This is a genomic window from Actinoplanes lutulentus, from assembly GCF_003259845.1.
Classification (GTDB): domain Bacteria; phylum Actinomycetota; class Actinomycetes; order Mycobacteriales; family Micromonosporaceae; genus Actinoplanes; species Actinoplanes lutulentus.
This window is the reverse complement of sequence record NZ_QLMJ01000004.1, coordinates 431,280-448,423: the sequence shown is the minus strand read 5'-3', so window position 1 is coordinate 448,423 and position 17,144 is coordinate 431,280. Positions and strand designations below refer to the sequence as shown.

At 67.6% G+C, this 17,144-nt stretch carries 20 protein-coding genes, 2 tRNA genes and 1 pseudogene; 13 read left to right on the top strand and 10 right to left on the bottom strand.

All coding sequences use genetic code 11. From position 1 onward, the window contains the following. Positions 1-3 precede the first annotated feature (3 nt). The 3 genes from B0I29_RS12385 to B0I29_RS12375 all read left to right on the top strand — a co-directional run bounded on the left by B0I29_RS12385 (position 4) and on the right by B0I29_RS12375 (position 3,862). Complete coding sequence (locus B0I29_RS12385) at positions 4-1,194, top strand: Gfo/Idh/MocA family protein (protein WP_111649049.1); 1,191 nt, start codon at positions 4-6, stop codon at positions 1,192-1,194. Between the two features lie 530 nt (positions 1,195-1,724). Further along, positions 1,725-2,648, top strand: coding sequence for an apurinic/apyrimidinic endonuclease family protein (locus B0I29_RS12380; protein WP_111649048.1), 924 nt, complete (start codon positions 1,725-1,727; stop codon positions 2,646-2,648). Positions 2,649-2,857: 209 nt separating this feature from the next. Next, positions 2,858-3,862, top strand: coding sequence for a sugar phosphate isomerase/epimerase family protein (locus B0I29_RS12375; protein ID WP_111649047.1), 1,005 nt, complete (start codon positions 2,858-2,860; stop codon positions 3,860-3,862). A gap of 84 nt (positions 3,863-3,946) precedes the next feature. On the opposite strand, the gene B0I29_RS12370 is transcribed toward B0I29_RS12375, so the two are convergent. Next, positions 3,947-4,273 carry a hypothetical protein gene (locus B0I29_RS12370; RefSeq protein WP_111649046.1) on the bottom strand — a complete coding sequence of 109 codons (327 nt, stop codon included), beginning with the start codon at positions 4,271-4,273 and terminating at the stop codon, positions 3,947-3,949. 199 nt (positions 4,274-4,472) lie between these two features. Between B0I29_RS12370 and B0I29_RS12365 the strand changes: the two genes are divergently transcribed. The 5 genes from B0I29_RS12365 to B0I29_RS12340 all read left to right on the top strand — a co-directional run bounded on the left by B0I29_RS12365 (position 4,473) and on the right by B0I29_RS12340 (position 7,402). Then, positions 4,473-4,548: transfer RNA gene (locus tag B0I29_RS12365), tRNA-Asn, on the top strand. A gap of 227 nt (positions 4,549-4,775) precedes the next feature. Continuing rightward, positions 4,776-6,041, top strand: coding sequence for an NAD(P)/FAD-dependent oxidoreductase (locus tag B0I29_RS12360; protein ID WP_111649045.1), 1,266 nt, complete (start codon positions 4,776-4,778; stop codon positions 6,039-6,041). 5 nt (positions 6,042-6,046) lie between these two features. Continuing rightward, positions 6,047-6,217: a hypothetical protein gene (locus B0I29_RS45715; protein ID WP_181557780.1), complete on the top strand. Its 171-nt coding sequence runs from the start codon at positions 6,047-6,049 to the stop codon at positions 6,215-6,217. Positions 6,218-6,268: 51 nt separating this feature from the next. Next, positions 6,269-6,342 (top strand) — tRNA-Ile (locus tag B0I29_RS12350). 607 nt (positions 6,343-6,949) lie between these two features. Then, a complete protein-coding gene (locus B0I29_RS12340; protein WP_111649042.1) occupies positions 6,950-7,402 on the top strand; it encodes a hypothetical protein in 453 nt (150 codons plus the stop codon). Here the strand turns inward: B0I29_RS12340 and B0I29_RS45710 are convergent. The 4 genes and pseudogenes from B0I29_RS45710 to B0I29_RS12330 all read right to left on the bottom strand — a co-directional run bounded on the left by B0I29_RS45710 (position 7,399) and on the right by B0I29_RS12330 (position 10,997). After that, on the bottom strand, positions 7,399-7,572 hold the full coding sequence (locus B0I29_RS45710; protein WP_181557779.1) for a hypothetical protein: 174 nt from the start codon (positions 7,570-7,572) through the stop codon (positions 7,399-7,401). The two genes, B0I29_RS12340 and B0I29_RS45710, sit on opposite strands and share 4 nt — an antisense overlap. After that, a complete protein-coding gene (locus tag B0I29_RS46635; RefSeq protein ID WP_245972490.1) occupies positions 7,556-8,329 on the bottom strand; it encodes an ADP-ribosyltransferase in 774 nt (257 codons plus the stop codon). The genes B0I29_RS45710 and B0I29_RS46635 overlap by 17 nt, the downstream gene beginning before the upstream one ends. Before the next feature lie 42 nt (positions 8,330-8,371). Beyond that, positions 8,372-9,373 (bottom strand): annotated as a pseudogene (locus B0I29_RS12335) (phage minor capsid protein); the annotation flags it as partial. Positions 9,374-9,383: 10 nt separating this feature from the next. After that, positions 9,384-10,997, bottom strand: a complete 1,614-nt coding sequence (locus tag B0I29_RS12330; RefSeq protein ID WP_146616776.1) for a phage capsid protein — start codon at positions 10,995-10,997, stop codon at positions 9,384-9,386. Positions 10,998-11,042: 45 nt separating this feature from the next. Between B0I29_RS12330 and B0I29_RS12325 the strand changes: the two genes are divergently transcribed. After that, positions 11,043-11,441: a hypothetical protein gene (locus B0I29_RS12325; RefSeq protein ID WP_146616775.1), complete on the top strand. Its 399-nt coding sequence runs from the start codon at positions 11,043-11,045 to the stop codon at positions 11,439-11,441. Positions 11,442-11,483: 42 nt separating this feature from the next. Here B0I29_RS12325 and B0I29_RS46630 read toward each other — a convergent pair whose 3' ends face one another. Further along, positions 11,484-11,768, bottom strand: a complete 285-nt coding sequence (locus B0I29_RS46630; protein ID WP_245972468.1) for a hypothetical protein — start codon at positions 11,766-11,768, stop codon at positions 11,484-11,486. A 105-nt stretch (positions 11,769-11,873) separates the two neighbouring features. Further along, entirely contained in the window at positions 11,874-12,716 is an 843-nt protein-coding gene (locus B0I29_RS12320) for a hypothetical protein (RefSeq protein WP_245972467.1), read from the bottom strand. A 91-nt stretch (positions 12,717-12,807) separates the two neighbouring features. On the opposite strand from B0I29_RS12320, the gene B0I29_RS12315 reads away from it, so the two are divergent. After that, positions 12,808-13,212 (top strand): hypothetical protein, encoded by a 405-nt coding sequence (locus tag B0I29_RS12315; protein WP_111649039.1) that lies wholly within the window; start codon positions 12,808-12,810, stop codon positions 13,210-13,212. Here B0I29_RS12315 and B0I29_RS12310 read toward each other — a convergent pair. Next, the gene (locus B0I29_RS12310; protein WP_245972466.1) at positions 13,181-13,681 is read right to left on the bottom strand and encodes a helix-turn-helix domain-containing protein; all 501 of its coding nucleotides are present in this window, start codon (positions 13,679-13,681) and stop codon (positions 13,181-13,183) included. The genes B0I29_RS12315 and B0I29_RS12310 overlap by 32 nt on opposite strands. A gap of 524 nt (positions 13,682-14,205) precedes the next feature. Between B0I29_RS12310 and B0I29_RS45200 the strand changes: the two genes are divergently transcribed. Both B0I29_RS45200 and B0I29_RS45705 read left to right on the top strand, forming a co-directional pair. After that, on the top strand, positions 14,206-14,502 hold the full coding sequence (locus tag B0I29_RS45200; RefSeq protein WP_146616774.1) for a hypothetical protein: 297 nt from the start codon (positions 14,206-14,208) through the stop codon (positions 14,500-14,502). 690 nt (positions 14,503-15,192) lie between these two features. Next, the gene (locus B0I29_RS45705) at positions 15,193-15,369 is read left to right on the top strand and encodes a hypothetical protein (RefSeq protein ID WP_181557778.1); all 177 of its coding nucleotides are present in this window, start codon (positions 15,193-15,195) and stop codon (positions 15,367-15,369) included. A gap of 433 nt (positions 15,370-15,802) precedes the next feature. On the opposite strand, the gene B0I29_RS12300 is transcribed toward B0I29_RS45705, so the two are convergent. After that, on the bottom strand, positions 15,803-16,039 hold the full coding sequence (locus tag B0I29_RS12300) for a hypothetical protein (RefSeq protein ID WP_111649038.1): 237 nt from the start codon (positions 16,037-16,039) through the stop codon (positions 15,803-15,805). Positions 16,040-16,304: 265 nt separating this feature from the next. After that, positions 16,305-16,523: a helix-turn-helix domain-containing protein gene (locus B0I29_RS47780; RefSeq protein ID WP_375790588.1), complete on the bottom strand. Its 219-nt coding sequence runs from the start codon at positions 16,521-16,523 to the stop codon at positions 16,305-16,307. Between B0I29_RS47780 and B0I29_RS46620 the strand changes: the two genes are divergently transcribed. Then, the gene (locus tag B0I29_RS46620; RefSeq protein ID WP_245972464.1) at positions 16,482-16,973 is read left to right on the top strand and encodes a hypothetical protein; all 492 of its coding nucleotides are present in this window, start codon (positions 16,482-16,484) and stop codon (positions 16,971-16,973) included. The genes B0I29_RS47780 and B0I29_RS46620 overlap by 42 nt on opposite strands. Positions 16,974-17,144: the final 171 nt, after the last annotated feature.

Below are 17,144 nucleotides of genomic sequence, written 5' to 3'. Positions count from 1 at the left end.
AGCATGTCGCAGGACCTGCGAGTCGGCATGGTCGGCTACGCGTTCATGGGGGCCGCGCACTCGCAGGCCTGGCGAACCGTCAACCACGCTTTCGATCTGCCCTTGCGGGCGCGGATGTCGGTGGTGTGCGGCCGCTCCACGGACCAGGTGGCACGCGCCGCCGTGCGCCTGGGCTGGGAGAACCACACCACCGACTGGCGTGCCCTGGTGGAGAGCGACGAGATCGATCTGGTCGACATCTGCACGCCGGGTGACACCCACGCCGAGATCGCGCTCGCGGCGCTCGCCGCCGGCAAGCACGTTCTCTGCGAAAAACCCCTGGCCAACTCGGTGGCCGAGGCGAGAGAGATGGCCGCGGCCGCGGCCCAAGCCCAGACCCATGGGGTACGCGCAATGTGCGGCTACAACTACCGCAGGGTCCCGGCTGTCGCGTTGATGCGGGACCTGGTGGCGTCCGGACGGATCGGTGCGATCCGGCACGTCCGGGCGCAATACCTCCAGGACTGGATCGTTGATCCGGAGTTCCCCCTGGTCTGGCGGTTGCGCAAGGAGATCGCCGGTTCCGGGGCGCTGGGTGACATCGGCGCGCACATCGTCGACCTCACCCAGTTCGTCACCGGGCAGTCGATCAGCGCGGTGTCGGCGCTGACCGAGACGTTCGTCCGATCCCGCCCACTGCCGTCGGAGTCGTCGGGTCTGGCGGCGTCCGCCAACGGCACCCTGTTCGGGGACGTGACGGTCGACGACGCCGCACTCTTCCTGGCCCGGCTGGACGGGGGAGCGGTCGCCACGTACGAGGCGACGCGGTTCGCCACCGGCCGTAAGAACGCGTTGCGAGTCGAGCTCAACGGCGCGCTCGGCTCGCTCGCTTTCGACTTCGAGCGGATGAACGAACTGGAGTTCTACGACGGCACCCGGGAGAGCACCGAGCAGGGCTTCACCCGGATCCTGGTCACCGAGCCGGAGCACCCGTACCTGGCCGCCTGGTGGCCGCCGGGCCACGCGATCGGGTACGAACACTCGTTCACCCATGAGGTCCGTGACCTGATCGAGGACATCGCGGCGGGGCGGCCGCCGGCGCCGTCGTTCACCGACGCGCTGCAGGTTCAGCTGGTTCTGGATGCGGTCGAGCGGTCTGCCGCCGACGGCTCCTGGGCCGAGGTGGAGACCGTCCTGGAGCCCGTGCAGGGCTGAGAGGTAACGGCTGCTCAGAGCCGATGACGTCCCGTCGGGGGCGGCGAGGGACGGCGTGGCTGCGCCCCGCGCCGGCCGTCCGCGACGGGCGGTGCGGGTGTACGGGGATCCCCTGTGCATCCGCACCGGCGCGTGGCACGCGCCGAACGCACGAGCAGCCGGTCGTTGCATGTCCGTTTGTTCAGAGTATGAACAATACGGCTGTCCGACTATGCCCTTCCGGTGCGTGACAACAAAAGCTACTCGCTGGTCACCCGGGTCGGAGGCATTGGCGTCGGTAAATTTACTGGTCTGTTTTAGATCATGTTGTGGCCGGTCAGGATGTCGCACGGCCGGTGTGCCGGTGATCCGTCATGTGACGCAGTCTCGTATCCGAGGACATGCATTCCACGGATGGAGGCGACGATGACAACCCGGTGGCGTGGCAGCGGCCGATCCGAGACAGGTCGCCGGATGGTCCATACTGGAGGCGTTAGCACGAGCGGATGCACGTGCACCTGCACGGGAGACCTCGTCCGGGGAGGAAATTGATGCGGCTGCGCCATCCCTCCGGCCGGATCGTGCACCTGAGCTGCGGCATCAGCCTAGTCCACGCGGAGACGCCGACAGATGGGCTGGAGCGGCTCGAGGCCGCGGCCGGCGAGCTGCGGACCCATTTCGGGACCGGGCTGCTCGGTGTGGCCCTGCGGCTCTCGTACCCTCTCGCCGCCGCCCTCGCTGACGACGGGCGCGCCCGCACCCGGCTGCGCGCCGAGCTCGACGCCAAAGGGCTTGAGGTCGTCACGCTGAGCGGAGTGCCCGACGCCGAGGGCGGCGGCGAGGACACCACAGCGGATGATGTCGAGAGCGACCCCCGGAGCCCGGGGGACTGGAGCACGCCGTCCCGGGTGCGCCACACCCTCGCCCTGGCCCGGATCCTCGTCGACCTGCTGCCTTTCGAGGAGGTCCGCGGTGCGATAGCCACCTGCGGCCTCGGGCCGGCCGCCGAGTGGGACGAGAACCATCAGAAAGCCGGCGCCCGGCACATCTCCCGCCTCTCCGGCGGGCTGGCCGACCTCGCCTGGCGAGTCGGCCGCGCGGTCCGCTGCGGCTTCGAGCCCGGACCCGGCCTGGTGCTGGACAGCCCGGAGGCGACGGTCGCCGCGCTCACCCGGGTCGACAAGGACCGGCTCGGCGTCTGCCTCGACCTCGCCACCGTGATCCGCGACTGGCCCGACCCGGAAGCCGGCATCGACCGGATCACCGACGCCGGCCTCTCCGTCATAACGGCCCGGATCACCGACCCGGCCTCCGACTGGCAGCCGATACTGCGGCACCTGCTCGCCGCCGACACGGCCCGGACCGAGTACGTGGACGTCGACACCCCGGCGGGGGCGGCGGATCTCCCGTACGTCCTGGAGGAGCTGACAGCGATCGGCCTGGTGCCGGAGCAGCAACCCTGCACCGCGCCCTGATCCGCTCTTCTTGCTCTTTCGCGGGCGGTGCTGCCGCCGTAGAGTCCGGGGAGAGGCACCGCTGCGACGCGCGGGCCGGGGTGGATGCGCAGATCCGTTCCGGCATCGAAACGCCGTCTGTTGTGGCGCGCCCTCGTGGGCCGGTCTCCCTCGCCGGCCGGTAACGCGGCCACGTCTCGTGGCCACATCACCAGCCACGAGGAGGGACCATGGCACGACCCATCACACTCTTCACCGGCCAGTGGGCTGACCTGCCGTTCGAGGAGGTGTGCCGGCTCGCGTCGGAGTGGGGATACGACGGTCTGGAGATCGCCTGCTGGGGCGACCACTTCGAGGTTGACCGGGCGCTCAACGAGGATGGTTACCTCGATCGCAAGCACGAGCAGCTCGCCAAGCACAACCTGAAGTGCTTCGCGATCTCCAACCACCTGGTCGGGCAGGCCGTCTGCGACCACCCGATCGACGAGCGGCACCAGGACATCCTGCCCGCCTCGATCTGGGGCGACGGCGAGGCGGAAGGCGTCCGGCAGCGGGCGGCGGAGCGGATGAAGGACACCGCGCGCGCCGCGGCACGCTTCGGTGTGCGTACGGTCGTCGGCTTCACCGGATCGTCGATCTGGCACACCGTCGCGATGTTCCCGCCGGTGCCCGTCTCGATGATCGACCGTGGGTACGCCGACTTCGCCGACCGCTGGAACCCGATCCTCGACGTCTTCGACGAGGTGAGCGTCCGGTTCGCGCACGAGGTGCACCCCAGCGAGATCGCGTACGACTACTGGACGACCCGGCGGGCACTGGAGGCGATCGGCAACCGGCCGGCGTTCGGGCTCAACTGGGATCCGTCGCACTTCGTCTGGCAGGACCTCGACCCGGTCGGGTTCATCCTGGAGTTCAAGGACCGGATCTACCACGTGGACTGCAAGGACGCGAAGGTACGCACCGGCGACGGGCGGCGCGGGCGGCTTGCCTCGCACCTGCCCTGGGCGGATCTGCGGCGCGGGTGGGACTTCGTCTCCACCGGGCACGGCGACGTTCCCTGGGAGGACTGCTTCCGGGCGCTGAACAGCATCGGGTACGCGGGGCCGCTCTCCATCGAGTGGGAGGACGCCGGCATGGACCGTCTGGTCGGGGCGCCCGAGGCGCTCGAGTTCGTGCGAAAGCTGGCGTTCGACGCGCCGTCGGCCGCGTTCGACGCGGCCTTCTCATCCCGCTGAGGTAGTTGGTGCCGTGAAATGCCGCCGGGCCGCCCCGCAACAGTGCGGGGCGGCCCGGGCGACGTTTGACTGGCTAGCGGTACCTCAGTACGTGGTACCGGTGCTGGTGCCCTTCGACCCGGCGAGCGAGTCGCTGGGGGCCAGCAGCTCGTCGGTCGTGCTCGTGGAACTGGACGTCGTGCCGGTGGTGCTCAGCTTCTCTCCGAGCTTGGACGCCTGGATCTTGTCCTTGCCCTCGGTGTACAGCTTGTTGGCCTGCGCCTGTGCGACGCCGGCCGCCTCCTGCACCGTGGGGTTCTCCCAGATCTTCTGAGCGTTGGCCCGGATCTCTTCGTACTTCTCCCGGCCGGCACGGGTGCCCAGGACGAAGCCTGCCGCGAGACCCGTGAGGAACATCAGCTTTCCGCGCATGGTGGCGGCTCCTTCCGTTCGTTGACGCGCGTGCGTCTTACGAGTGGTGCATACCCATCCTGTCGGGGCGATACTCCCGTTCAGCCGGTTTCCCGGATGTCGCCCTGTCGGGGTGGGTATCCCTGTTGCTGAGGACCCCGGATGGTCATGTAGTCTGTTCTCCGTTGCCAGGGAAACCCGGCGGCGAGGAACGGAACGATCCCCGATAGCTCAATTGGCAGAGCAGCCGGCTGTTAACCGGCAGGTTATTGGTTCGAGTCCAATTCGGGGAGCCACACATCACCCCAGGCGATCACTCGCCTGGGGTTTTCTGTCGTCTGCACTCTTGTATAACCCCAGGCCCGGCCCTGTGTGCTGACGGTTATCCGACTGGTGCGTGCTTTACGCGTACCCAAGCAGGCTCTTGATCTTGATGGTCTTGCCTTGCCTGGCCTTTCGCCTCCTCGGGCACGTCTGCCCGGTTACGCTGAGTTCCGCGTTGAATGCAGCATGTGAGGTGGTTATGTCGCAGCCGGTTGAGGTGGACGTCGTCATCGTTGGCGGCGGGCTCGCCGGGCTGGCGGCTGCCCGCAGGCTCGATCGCGCCGGGGTCGAATGGCTTCTCGTCGAGGCGAGCGATCGGATCGGCGGGCGTGTCGCCACCGACGTCATCGACGGCTGGCACCTGGATCGAGGGTTCCAGACGATCAACACGGCCTATCCGCTGCTGCCCGCGCTCGTCGACGTGGACGCGCTGGACATGCGGTACTTCACGTCCGGTGTGCTGGTGCGCCGCGGCAGCTCGCTGCATCGCCTGGAAAACCCGCTGCGCGAGCCACTCACCACCACGAAGACCCTGCTCTCCGGCGTGGGCAGTCTCGCCGACCGGCTGAAGTTCGCCGCACTCGCGACCCGGTGCGCGACAGTGCCCGCCGCGAAGCTGCTCGACATGCCGGAGATCACCACCCAGGAGATGCTGCGCAACGCCGGCCTCTCGCACCGGATGATCGAAGAGGTCCTGCGGCCGTTCTTCTCCGGTGTCTTCGGCGACCGCAGCCTCGACACCTCCAGCCACGTCGCCGCGATGACGCTGCGATCCTTCACCCGCGGCCGGCTCGGTGTGCCCTCGGCGGGGATGGCCGCGCTGCCCGCCGCCATCGCCGGGCCGCTGCCGTTCCCGCAGCTGCTGATCGGTGCCCGCACGCTGTCGCTGGGCCGGGGCATGGTCGTCACCGAGGCCGGAGAGATCCACTGCCGGGCCATCATCGTCGCGACCGACCCGCTGCACGCCTCCGAGCTGCTCGGCGGCCGGATCGCGCGACCCGACGTGCACGGGCTCACGACCTTCTACTTCGGGGCGCCGCGCGCACCCATCGACGAGCCGATCCTGCTCCTCGACGGCGACCGGCGCGAAATCATCGCCAACACCGTCGTGATGAGCAACGCGGCGCCCGAATACGCACCCGGCGGCATGAGCCTCATCGCGGCCACCGTCGTCGGCGTCTCAGCACCGTCCAGCGCCTCCGAGACGGTGATCCGGGTCGAGCTGTCCCGCATCTACGGAGTGCCCACCGACGACTGGCAGCTGCTCGAAGTGATCAGCATGCCGTACGCCCTCCCCGCGGCCCGCGTGCCGCAATCCCGCCTCCGAAAGCCGGTCGCCCTCGGCGACGGCCTGTTCGTAGCGGGTGATCATCGCGACAGCCCGTCAATCCAGGGCGCGCTCGCCGGCGGCTGGCGCACCGCCGGAGCGGTACTGTCCGCACTCGGCGCCCATGTAGGGGTGTGACCATCATGAGCGATTTCAACCCGGAGAATTACGCAGAATTCACCACGCAGGACGGCCCGGGAGAGCCGAGCGTGGGCGACGATGAGTTACCGCGGATAGAGGATCTACAGCCGCCTGAGATGGTGGTGGATCCGGCCAGGCAGATCGTCCTCCTGCCGAAATCCCTGGTGCAGTGATAGATCGCCTAGCTGTGGGAGCAGGGCACGGGATAGGATCGCCGCCGGTACGGGGCGGTAGCTCAGTGGGTTAGAGCAGGGGACTCATAATCCCTCGGTCGCGGGTTCGAGTCCCGCCCGCCCCACTCGTATTCGCCTGGGGGCGAACCGCGTCAGCGGTTTCGGCCTCTGGGACGGGAACTCTGAAGACCGGGATGACCTCGTCGTTCTCGGTGATCCAAATCTCGGTTATCAATTGTTCCATAGTGGACGTGCGCTCTGTCGTGGAGCTATCGGTGATGATGCGCGTCAGGTGCTCGCGGATGTGCTTGATCGTCGCGGGTGACGTTGCTCTGGGCACGTCCTCGATGCCGTCCCGCCGGATTGTCAGCGCGTCGGAGCGCTCGATTTGGCCGTTCCGGTGTCAGCTCCACGGCGCGGACATGCGTCGTCGGCGGGCCTTGGGAGGCCGCAGCGCGCGTAGCCCGGCGCTTGCCGGACGGCGCGGCTCAACTCGCCGGCGTGGGTGCTCGATCGGGGGTATGGCCTATCGCCGGAGCCGCCCGGTGCCAACCGGGCGCTCGGGGTAGTCCTCAGGCTGGTGCCCCAGGGCGATGCTGTGCGCGGTGCGGTACATGCAGGTACTCCGATGTGTCGTGGCGGCCCTTGGCCGCAGACCGTTCGTCCGTCCCGGGCCTTGCCGCAACGCCGTACCGTGCTCGCGTGATCACTCCACAGGGGACAGGAGCGGGAATGCGGGCACGTCAGGTATGGGCGGTGGTGGCTGCGGTGGCAGCGGCCGGGATGATGATCGCCTGCGGTAGTGGCGGCGCCGACGACGCAGGATCCGCGCCAGCTGTGCCGGCTACTCCGACGGTTGACCCGTCGGTTGCTGCGGCGGCCATCGCTGAGGCTGAAAAGGCAGCTGGTATCCCGCCGTACCCCGACGATGAGACGGTCGCGAAGTACCTGGCCGCGCTGAAGAAGATCAACCCGGAGATCTTGGACGACCGAGACCCGGAACGGATCGTCGACCGGGGCCGCGACCAGTGCGTGACCATCAAGTCGTTCCCGGATGAGCCGGACAAGGTCCTGATGTTCACCAACACCCGGTTCAGCTCGCCTGATCACCCGAACGGATTCGGGGATGCCACCGCGAAGAAGATCAATAAGGTGATCGTGAAGTACATCTGTCCGAAGGCCTAGCGATCGAGGCCGGCTTCCCGCAGTTCCTCGTCTGTGAGCTGCGGGATTGGCCCGCCGACAGGTTCGCGGTCGATGGTCACGGGGCCGGGGTCCATCCGCTCGAACAGGCGCTCGCGGCGCAGTTCCCGCTCTCGCTCGTCATTGGCGGGGCGGTCAGGACGATCCGTCACGAGATGACCTCCGCATCGATCCGGCGCACACCGCCGACGATCCCATAGTCGGCGACGACGCGGAGCCGCCGGCCACGGGCGAGAAGGATCTCCGCCTCGTCCTCGTGCCCGCGCTCGTCGCGGCCCTCCGAAATCTGGACCCCGTGAGTACCGCGCGATGCCAGGACCCGCATGACGACCGGATCGCGGCGCGTCCCGGAAAAGTGCTTGGTGATGTCCTCGTTGCCGTGGTGTACAGGTAAGCCGGCTCGGTCCACTCGGCGCCCGTCAGGTCGCCGGCCGCGCGGTCGCCGAACGTCCGACTGGCCTGGCGGAACCCTCTGTGCAGTACCACGTCGCGGTCCAGCGTCGATGCGGCCATGGCCGCATCGAGGTGCCGGATCTGCTCGGTGGTCCGCAGGTTGTCGTCCGCGTCGAGCCCTGCGGCTTGATCGTGCAGCCTGCCGTTGATCAGGCGGAAGTCTGAGCCCTGGTAGTCGGTCAGAGCACGGCGCTGGTCGCTGGTGAGGCCGCTGCTGGGGCGGGTCAGGCTGAGTTTCGGCGCATTGAGCGCTTGGTCGCCGGTGGCGGCGGTCTTGAGCCGGTCGCGATAGCTGGCCTTTGCGTTCTTGACCTGAGCTGACTTCGGTGCCGAGGCGGGCTTCGGCTTGGCCGGCGTTTCGGGCTTGGTGGCTGTGGTCGGCAGGTTCCCGGCGCCGATCTGCTCGCGGTAGAGCAGGCGCTTGAGGTTCGGGTTGGCTGCCAGGTGGTCTCGCATCTGGCTCTGCCACAGTTGCACTTTGGCGTGTGCCTTGGCGGCGTCCTCCGGGGTCAGCGCCGAGAGCTCGCGTTCCTTCGACTTCCGGATCGAGCGCTCGATTGCACGCTGCCGCTGCCGGGCCTCGTCGCCTTTCGGGTCAGCGGTGGGCTGCTTCGGCAGCTTCGTGATCCCCGGCAGGTACGACCTAACCGAGTGGCGGCAGTTCGGGTGTTGGAAGCCGCTTGCTCGAGCGGAATCGAGCGTCGCCTCTACGTCGATCCGGACCGGCTCGCCGGTGGTCTGGTGCGCCACGGTGATCGAGTCGGTCGGCCCGGAGTCGATCCGGAGCACGCGTCCCTCATGCGGCCGGCAGCGCTCACACTCCTGGCTCTCGTTGCTCACGATCACGAAGGGCAGGCCGAGGCGCTGCTGTTTGTCGGTCTAGCCCTGGACGGCGGCGCGCTGGGTGACCGTGCGCAGCGCCATCTCGACGTAGCTGGACATGCGCCAGCGGCGGCCACGGCGATCGGTGAACGAGGTGACGCCCTGCTCGACTAGGCGAGCGTACGCAAGCTGGGCGGCCTGGCGACGGGTGAGACCGCTCGCGATGCTGCTGGCGGTCGCCGACGTCACGACCTGCCGGTACACGTCCAAGACGTTGCGCAACACGTTGCTGTGCCGCGAGCCGATGTCCTCCACGAGCGCCTGGGCGAGCGCCTCCATGGCGGCCGAGCGGGGCACGACCGCGGTGGCTGCTGCTCCGGCGGCCGCGGTGGCCGACAGCTCGCGCGGGATCTCGCCGAGCACCGACTCGTCGCCGGCGGCGTACGCATCGGCCACGGCCTGCAAAACGCTGGCGGCCAGCTCGTCGCTGATCCGGCTCAGGATCCCCTCGGCCGCACCGCGCAGCTTCGCAAGTGCAACGAGGCGCTCGACCGCCCAGTTCGGCGTGTCGATGCCCGCGGCGAGGTAGCGGGTGACGAGCCGGAGCAGGCCCCTCCTCGCCAGCGCGGTACAGGTCGGTGGTGGCGCGGACGAATTCAGCGATGCGGTCGGGGTCAACGGCCACGACTTACTCCTCCGGATCGTCCTGCTCCTCTGCGTCCTGGTCCTCGGTGCCGGGCGGTGGCGTGTTGCCGGCCGCACCCGCGAGGATCACCTCCGGGTCGGCGCCGCCGCCCATCTCCTCCTGGATCTTCTTGACCTCCACCGCGACCTCGGGGTCTTCCCAGCCGGGGTGGGCCATGCGGACGGCGGTGTCGATCGAGATGGCTTGGGCGGCGCGGTAGAGCTGCACGGTCCGGGCTATGGTCTCGGGTGATTCGGAGACGCTGTCGCCGAACTCGACGTTGGGCCGCTCCGGTGCCGGCCGGGAGAACGCGACGGCTTCGAGCTCCAAGAGCAGCTCGACCGCGTCGGCGACGCCGGGCTTCCACGCACCGGCAATCCGCGCGCCCCGGGTGGTGAAGCTGAGGCGCTCGCGGGCCTGGGCTTCGGTGGCGGTCATCGCGACGTCGCCGCCCTCTTCGCCGAGGGTCTGCGAGGACAGGCCAGCGTGACGCATCGCGACCTGCTGAACCTCGTTGGCGGTGGCCTGGTGCTCCTGCCAGCGAATCGCGAACTGGTTCGGGGTGATGGCCGCGCCGGACTGCTGGCCGGGCATCATCTCCAGCTGGGTGAAGATCTCCCGCTCGGCGTCGAAGGTGGCGCCCTGGCCGGGGCCGTTCGAGGCCAGCATGTACGACGGGACGGTGATGCGGCTGCGGGCAAGGCGGACATCGCGCATCCAGGACGTCCACACGTCGTCGAGGGCGTCGAACCACTGTTCGTTGCCGTCGAAGTCGCTGCGGCCGAAGTACTTCAGGCTGCCGTTGGTGCGCCAGCTGCGCTGCGGCCCCGAGTTGGGGATCCGCACCACGTCGAGCCGGTCCAGGCCGGTCGGCTGGGCGCTCTCTTCGTCGATCAGGTCGGCCAGGTGCGCGGTTGCGGCGTAGTCGGTGAGCGGGACGGCTCGGCCGAGTTGGGCGCTGGTGCCCTCGTGCACGGCGTAGACGATTCGGCCGGCGCCGTTGATGACTTCGTGGTGTTCGAGGAGCCGGACGTGGGTGTCGCCGTCGACGATCAGCATCGACCAGAAGGTGACTTCGATCAGCTTGCCCCAGCGGATCGTGGGGGCTGCGCCGTCGGCGTGCACCGTGGCCAAGAACGCCCGGTCGGGGTAGACGTCGCGGTCGATCACCGGCCGCAAGTAGATGTCGCTGAGCACGCTGTTCGCCTCGGCGGCCTGCAAGAGCAGGGTGAAGAGGCCGTCGTAGACCAGCTGGTCCAGGCTCTCCTGAATCTGTGTGCTCTCCACGGTGAGCTTGGGCGGCTCGGAGAATACCAGCCCGGCTGCGGTCGCGGCGAGGTCGGCGGGCGGCGGCACGTGCAGCCGGCCATCACGCCGACCGGCCGGGCGCGGTGCGCCCCACAGCCAGCGGGAGACCATGCCGGTGATGCCGCCGGCGTACTGACCGGACCGGACGCGCTGCTGCGGGGACAACCCTTTGCCGGACGGTCCGCGGCCGGAGTAGTCGGCACGAAGGCCGTCCGGGTCGCCGGTGTACCAGGCACCCCAGTCGCGGTAGGCGTCGTAGGCAGGGGCGACGTGCGGGGGCGGCCAGGCGCCGCCGGTGGGGCTCGGCACCAACCCTCCTCCTCGTTATTACTTCGAACGCCGTATTGTCTGAATATGGCTAATTGTCAAGTGATGCGTTGCCCACGAGCAGGCGAAACGATCTTCGCTACGGACGGCGCGACCGCCATGAGGCGCGAATTTTGGGTTTGCCAGCAGCACCTGGCCGCGATCGAGGGTGGCGCCGCATGGTGCATCGAAAACCTCGGTTCAGATGGGTCCGCCATTTTGATCGGTGACGACGTCATCGCTGGTGACCTTCTCTTCCATGGATTTCGGATGAGCTGGGAAACCTCACCGAGTTCAACGGCGACTCCACGCCGTGTTCTCTCTTTGATTGCAAAGAGCGCTGGCGGCTCGGAGGAGTCATTGACATTCGTGATCAGCGATGAGCAACTCCGCGAACTGGCCAAAGACCTCACCTGGCACCTGCAAGGTGGAGGCGAGAAGGGCTAAAGATCAGGCTGCAAGGTCTAGGGCGCCCCTCACCAAGGGGAGCTACAACACCTCAGGGGCCTTGATCGCGTATCGGCCGGCGTCGAGTGAGTGGTCGCCGACCTTGACCGGCTTGTCCTCGCCCAGGAGCGCGGCTTTCTCGTCCCAGACGTAGCCGCCGATCTCCTCGATCCAGCCGGCGCACGACTCGTGGACGAAGCGCAGGCCCTCGGAGAGGAGCGAGGCGATGAGACGGATGCCGTCGAGGACGGCGTTGTCGGCGGGGCCGGGGTGATGCCGTCGCGGAACAGCTGGGTCGAGAACGACGCGGCTGACGGGTCGACGCAAACCCAGTCCGGGCGGACGCTCAGCTGCTCAAGCCAGCCCCGCAGGCGGACCGAGTACTCGGCGTCGGTCAGCAAACACTGCTGTTTCTTCGAGTCCCAACACCACTCACGCGTCAGGTACATGCGCCCGTCCACGCCGATGCCCAGGAGCAGGCCAGCGAACGGGTTGGTGGTGCCGTAGTCCACGCCCAGGGAGATCCACCGGGTGATGCCCGGCAGCGTCTTCACGACGTGCTTCGCCGGGTCCCACATGTCGTAGACGGTGCCCTCGGCGACGCACCCACTCGCCGAGGATGTTCCGACGGTAGTAGAGGCCGGTGTACTGGCGCCGGTACCCTGCTTTGACCCGCTCGGACAGCACCGGGTTGTCGTCGAGCAGGAACTTCAGCACGTACCAGTCGCCGGCCAGCTCGGCGCCCGGAAGCGCGCGCTCGATGCCCTCGGTCATCAGCCAGTGCCGGGGGTTGTCCGGGTTGGTGTTGCCGAAGATCTGCGCGCCGTCAACGGAGCAGCGGCCGAGGAGCTGCTCATGGAACGGCTTCTGCATCAGCGACCACTCGTCGACATACGCGTCCCGGCAGGTCATGCCGCGGAGACGTTCCTCAGACTGGGCGTTGTTGAACGTGATGACCTCGACCTGCTGGCCGAGGATCATCGCGGTCGGTGTGCCCCGGGTGTACAAGGTGGCCTTGGCGAGCGGGCCGAAGAGGACCGGGTCACGGAGCGGGTTGAAGATGTTCCGGACCGCGGTGTCGTACGTCTTCGCCGTGACGAGTAGGTCGCCGGTCTTCGGGGTCTTGGGGTTGGCGATGAACATCAGCCAGCGCAGCAGCCCGGACGGTGTCTTGCCGGAGCGGATGGCGCCCTCGGCGAGGTTGACGAAGAAGTTGCTCTCGCAGACGTACTCGATCTGCTTCTCCGACAGCGGCAACTTACGTAAATAGATCATGTTGCTCTCTGCCCGCGTTGCTTGCTCACGCCAAGATCAAGGAGTGGAGAACGGTCAGAGTCGGCGCAGAGGGATCGCCCTCGTAGGAAACGTGATCACCAACGTTGTAGCCAACCTCGTCGCGGCTGCAGTCATCTACCTCGGCGGAGTCATGATCGGCTTGTTTCCGCGTGAGCCGAAGGCCGTCGCATCGGCTGTAACAGCGGTTTTGTTAGCTGCGGCCTACGGGGCAATGCTGGCGACTCGCTTGCTCCGGCAGGAGTCGAGGCGTTCAGCGAGAGCGGTTGGCCTGGTGTTTTTTAGCGGATCGCTCGTCATCGCAAACATCGGAGGAGTCGAGACAGACCCTTTCATCAACAGCCCGCTAGGCCTCGCCTGGGCCTCGATCCTTCTCCTCGGTGGCATCACGCTTGCGATCTTGAGATTGCGCCACCGTAAGCGTGTGCTGGCCGACGGTCGCAAGATCAACGGCCTGTCCTGGTACGAGCCTCGATAAGCGCCTCGATAAGCGCCTCGCGCAAGTCGGTCAGCATGGAGCGGTCGTCTTCGTGGCCGGTGGCCTTGTCATACTCGGCGAGCTTGAGCGCGGTGTTTGCGAGCGCCTGGATGGCGGTGGCGATGTCGCGCTTGTCGTGGAACGGCGGCTCGTCGTGCTGGACCTCGTTGTAGTCGTTCTCCTTGCCGCCGAAGTTGAAGACCTTCGTCGGGGCGAACATCTGCGCCATGAGCTTGCCGGCTGCGTCCGGGGCGTTGAGTTGGAGCTCGGCACGGAGGGCGGCGCCGTCGGCCTTCTTCGCCGCGGTGGCGGCGGCGGTGCGGGTGCGCTCGAAGCTTAACGGCGGGTCGTGTTCGGCGCAGATTTTCGAAATCGTCCTGCTGGAGCGGCCCAGCTCGGTGGCGATCGCGTTCCGCGACTTGCCCTTGGCGTGGAGCCCAACAACGCGTTGCCGGTCGGCGTCGGTCACGGGCGGGTGTTTGGCCATGGTCACCTCACCGCGCTGTCACCTCGCCGTAGGGATTTGAAAGAGAGCGTTCCACCGGTTGAGCTGGGCGCATGTTGAGGCTCAGCACCAAGTTACGGCGAGGTGCGGGTCCGGCTCGGCCGACGGTCGACATCCTCCAAATGAGATCTCGCCGAGATCTTCGTGCACCAAAGTGCCCTTTGCCGAGGCGCTATCACGGTCACTGGACACAACGCTGGTATCCACAGAAATGGATCTTGTCCACAGGCAAGGGGTGTGCGATGGACATCACCTGGTCGTGGAGACCAATCAGCGACGGCGTTTGGTAAGAGAGACGCAACGCAGAAAGGAGGCCTGTCTCATGACAAGACCTTCACCCGTACGGCCACCTTGAAGGTCACAGATACCTCACACCCACAACTCCTGCATGAGCCGGGATGGGGGGCCAGTTACGGTGTTCAACAGCGCCGCGAGGTCTTCATCAGAGATAGCAAAGATGAAGACGGCCCGCTGGCGGGCGGGCCGTCGTGGCGTCGATCCACGCAATGCCTTCTCGCGAGCGTTACTGCAGGAGTGACATAGCCAAAGTACCCAACGCAGCGACGCCCGGTCACGGTATCCCCGATCACGGCTCGCCAACGGTTCACCAGAGCAAGGTCAGCGCGATCGCGTTGACCACGGCCGGCGCCTCAGTCGCTGGCATCCTCGGCGCTGCGGCATTTGGGGCGGTTTCTGAGCGAGTCGCCATCGTTGCCTTGATTGTCTTTGGCGCGGTCATGCTCGGCGCGCTCATCGTGGCTGGCATGTTCATCACGCGTCGTTGATCCGTTCGCTGGTGCGGGCCGGCCTCCGGGTAGGCCCGCACCAGCAACCAGTCCTCAGCGCAGACGTGGTCAAGGGTCAGCCTCACCTCGATGTTGAAATTCGAGGTGGCGCATGGGCAATGGTGTTGCGGCTCTTGCCTTCGGCGTGGAGCTCGGCAACGCATTGCCGCTCTTTTTCAGTGACGGGCGGGTGTCCTCGGGTCATGGTCACCTCACTGGGGATGGCACCTCGTCACTGCTATATGTACGAGCGCGGCGACCAGAGTTGGCGCCGTGACCCGGCTTTATCAAAGCTCCCATTCAGGACAAATCGTTTTCGTATACCCTAATGGGTATATGTTTCATCCTGATGAAACAGCAGGTCAAGTGCCCTATGAGGCGGCTCGCCCGCTCACGCAGCGTAATAGGATGTCGGCGACGAAACCATGATGACAACTGATTTCAACAAGGCAATCGGTCATCTAGAGGTCGCCACTCGGGTCGAGACGTTAGGACTCGCCTTGCGATATCGAGCTCGTGAACCACCGACAAAGCGGAGCGGCCCGCCTGCCAGCGGGCCGCCCGTGTCGCCGCCTCAAGAACTGCCCGGTCAAAAGCAAGTAATGAAAGGACGACATGCCACATTCAACCAGCACCAACTCGGCACGTCATGGAAACGATGGCGGTTCGCCGACGTCTCACCGCAGCAAGGTGGGCACATACGCGTTGCGCACGGCGGGCGTGTCTGCGGCGGGCATCACCGGAATTGTCGGCGCTGGCGCGTTCGGCGCGGTTTCTGAGCGGGTCGTCATCGTCGCTTTGATCGTCTTCTGCGTGATCATGGTCGGTGCCCTCGTCGTGGCCGGCATCTTCATCACACGCCGCTGAGCTCGTCTGGTGCGGGCCGGCTTCCCGGTCGACCCGCACCAGCAACCCGCTTCGACCAAGAGCAGGGCGCCGCTGTTGGGCGCGACTTGCCGAGACTGCCCGGCACCTGGCCCATCCGCCCCCGGACGCACAACAGCCCGGGAGTAATAACTCTCCGGGCTGTGGGCACAATTCTGCCGCGGCCAGTTCCCCCAAAGATCGACTCAGCGTCAACCGCAACGCTGGACACGCCCTCCGCGACGGATCCGGGCGTCGATGCCTGCGGCGGCGGTGAGCGGGTGCCGGACCTGGGGCCGGCCCGCCTCGTCTGTCATGCGCACGCCACGCAGTTGGCCACGCTCTTACCACCGCCGGACGGCTTTCTCGGTGCGGCCGCGGCCGAGGTGGTCGGCGATCTCGGCGGCGGTTCCCCACATCTCGCCGTCCAGCTCGATCACGCTGCGACGCTCCCGAGCACGTCAGCCCGAGGCCAGGCTGCGCCGCACGTCGGGCACTCGATCACCCGGGCGGCCAGCGGCGGCGAGAGGCGCATCATCAGGCCGGTGGTGTCGCAGTCGGGGCAGGGGATGCGCGGCACTAGCTGGCGGTCGTGGCCGTTGCGGATTTGCCGGCGAATCCGGCCGTCGAGGCGGTCGGCGAGGATCCGGGTGGCGTCGGCGGCCCGGCTCATGCTCGGCACCGCGGCGACGAACCGTTCTAGGGTGCCGCCACTGGCCGGCGGCAGGTGCTTGGCAACGCCGTCCAGCTGGTCGCTGACCTCGTCGAGAAGGGACTGCCAGCGGGTTGGGCCGGTCGGTGCCGATGGTGCCGACTGCGTCGCCCGTGGGGTCGCCGTGGCCGCCCAAGGCGTGCCAGCGGCCGAAGGTTGGGCTCTTCAGCGGCTCGAAGCGGGCGGCGCGCTCGATCCGGATGGCGCGGTGTCCTCGTCGTAGCGGTCAACGAGGGCGTCCATCGAGGTGCAGAGCGTCCAGAGGGCGGCGCTGGCGCGGAGCTGGGCAGGGTGGAGCTGGTCGGTCACGCCTGCTCCCGGGAGACGAGCGCCGGTCGTACCCGTAGACGTTCATGAGCCGCACCAGGCTGGGCAGGGACGGGTTGTTCTTGCCTCGCGCGTAGTGACCGAGCACGGATACGTCGACGCTCGCGCGGTCGGCCAGCCGGCGGCGGGTGAGCTGGTGGAGGTGGCGGAGGTCGGCGAGGGCAAGGCCGATGTCTTCGGGGTTGGCGATGCGGATCATGCCGGGGGTGGGCACCAGGGCGAGCACAGCAGTCAGGGCGGCCTGCCAGCACCTGTACCGCGGCGGGTGTCGTCGTTGGGTGGCTTTCTGGTAAACGTGCTCGGGCCACGGCGCGGGCTACGGCGGTCTCAGCGGCGCAGCGGTGCGTTTGATAGCGGATTATGCGGTGCCTTCGCGGGCCTGATGGGCAACTCGGGCTGCCTCGCGTCGGGATGCTGCGGCAGCGATCTCGATCTCGGCGGCGGTACGCCGTGGGCCGGGTACGCCGATGGGAAAGATGCCGCGCTGTGGGGCTGTGCCGGATTCACCGTCTCCGGGGACGAGCCGGAGTTCCGGGCCGCTCTCGCGCTCGCTCGCATGCGGGAGTGACTCACCCTGTTGGTCTTGGGCTGGGGTAAGCGGCTCGGAGAGTGAGCGATCTGAGTTGAGTCCCGACGGCGTAGTCGGCGGGAGCCGCGGGGGGTCTGGGGGCGGCGCGCCCCCAGTGGGCGGTTCCCGGGAGGGTTCTCGGGAGGTTCGTGGGTGGTTCGGGGGCGCTGC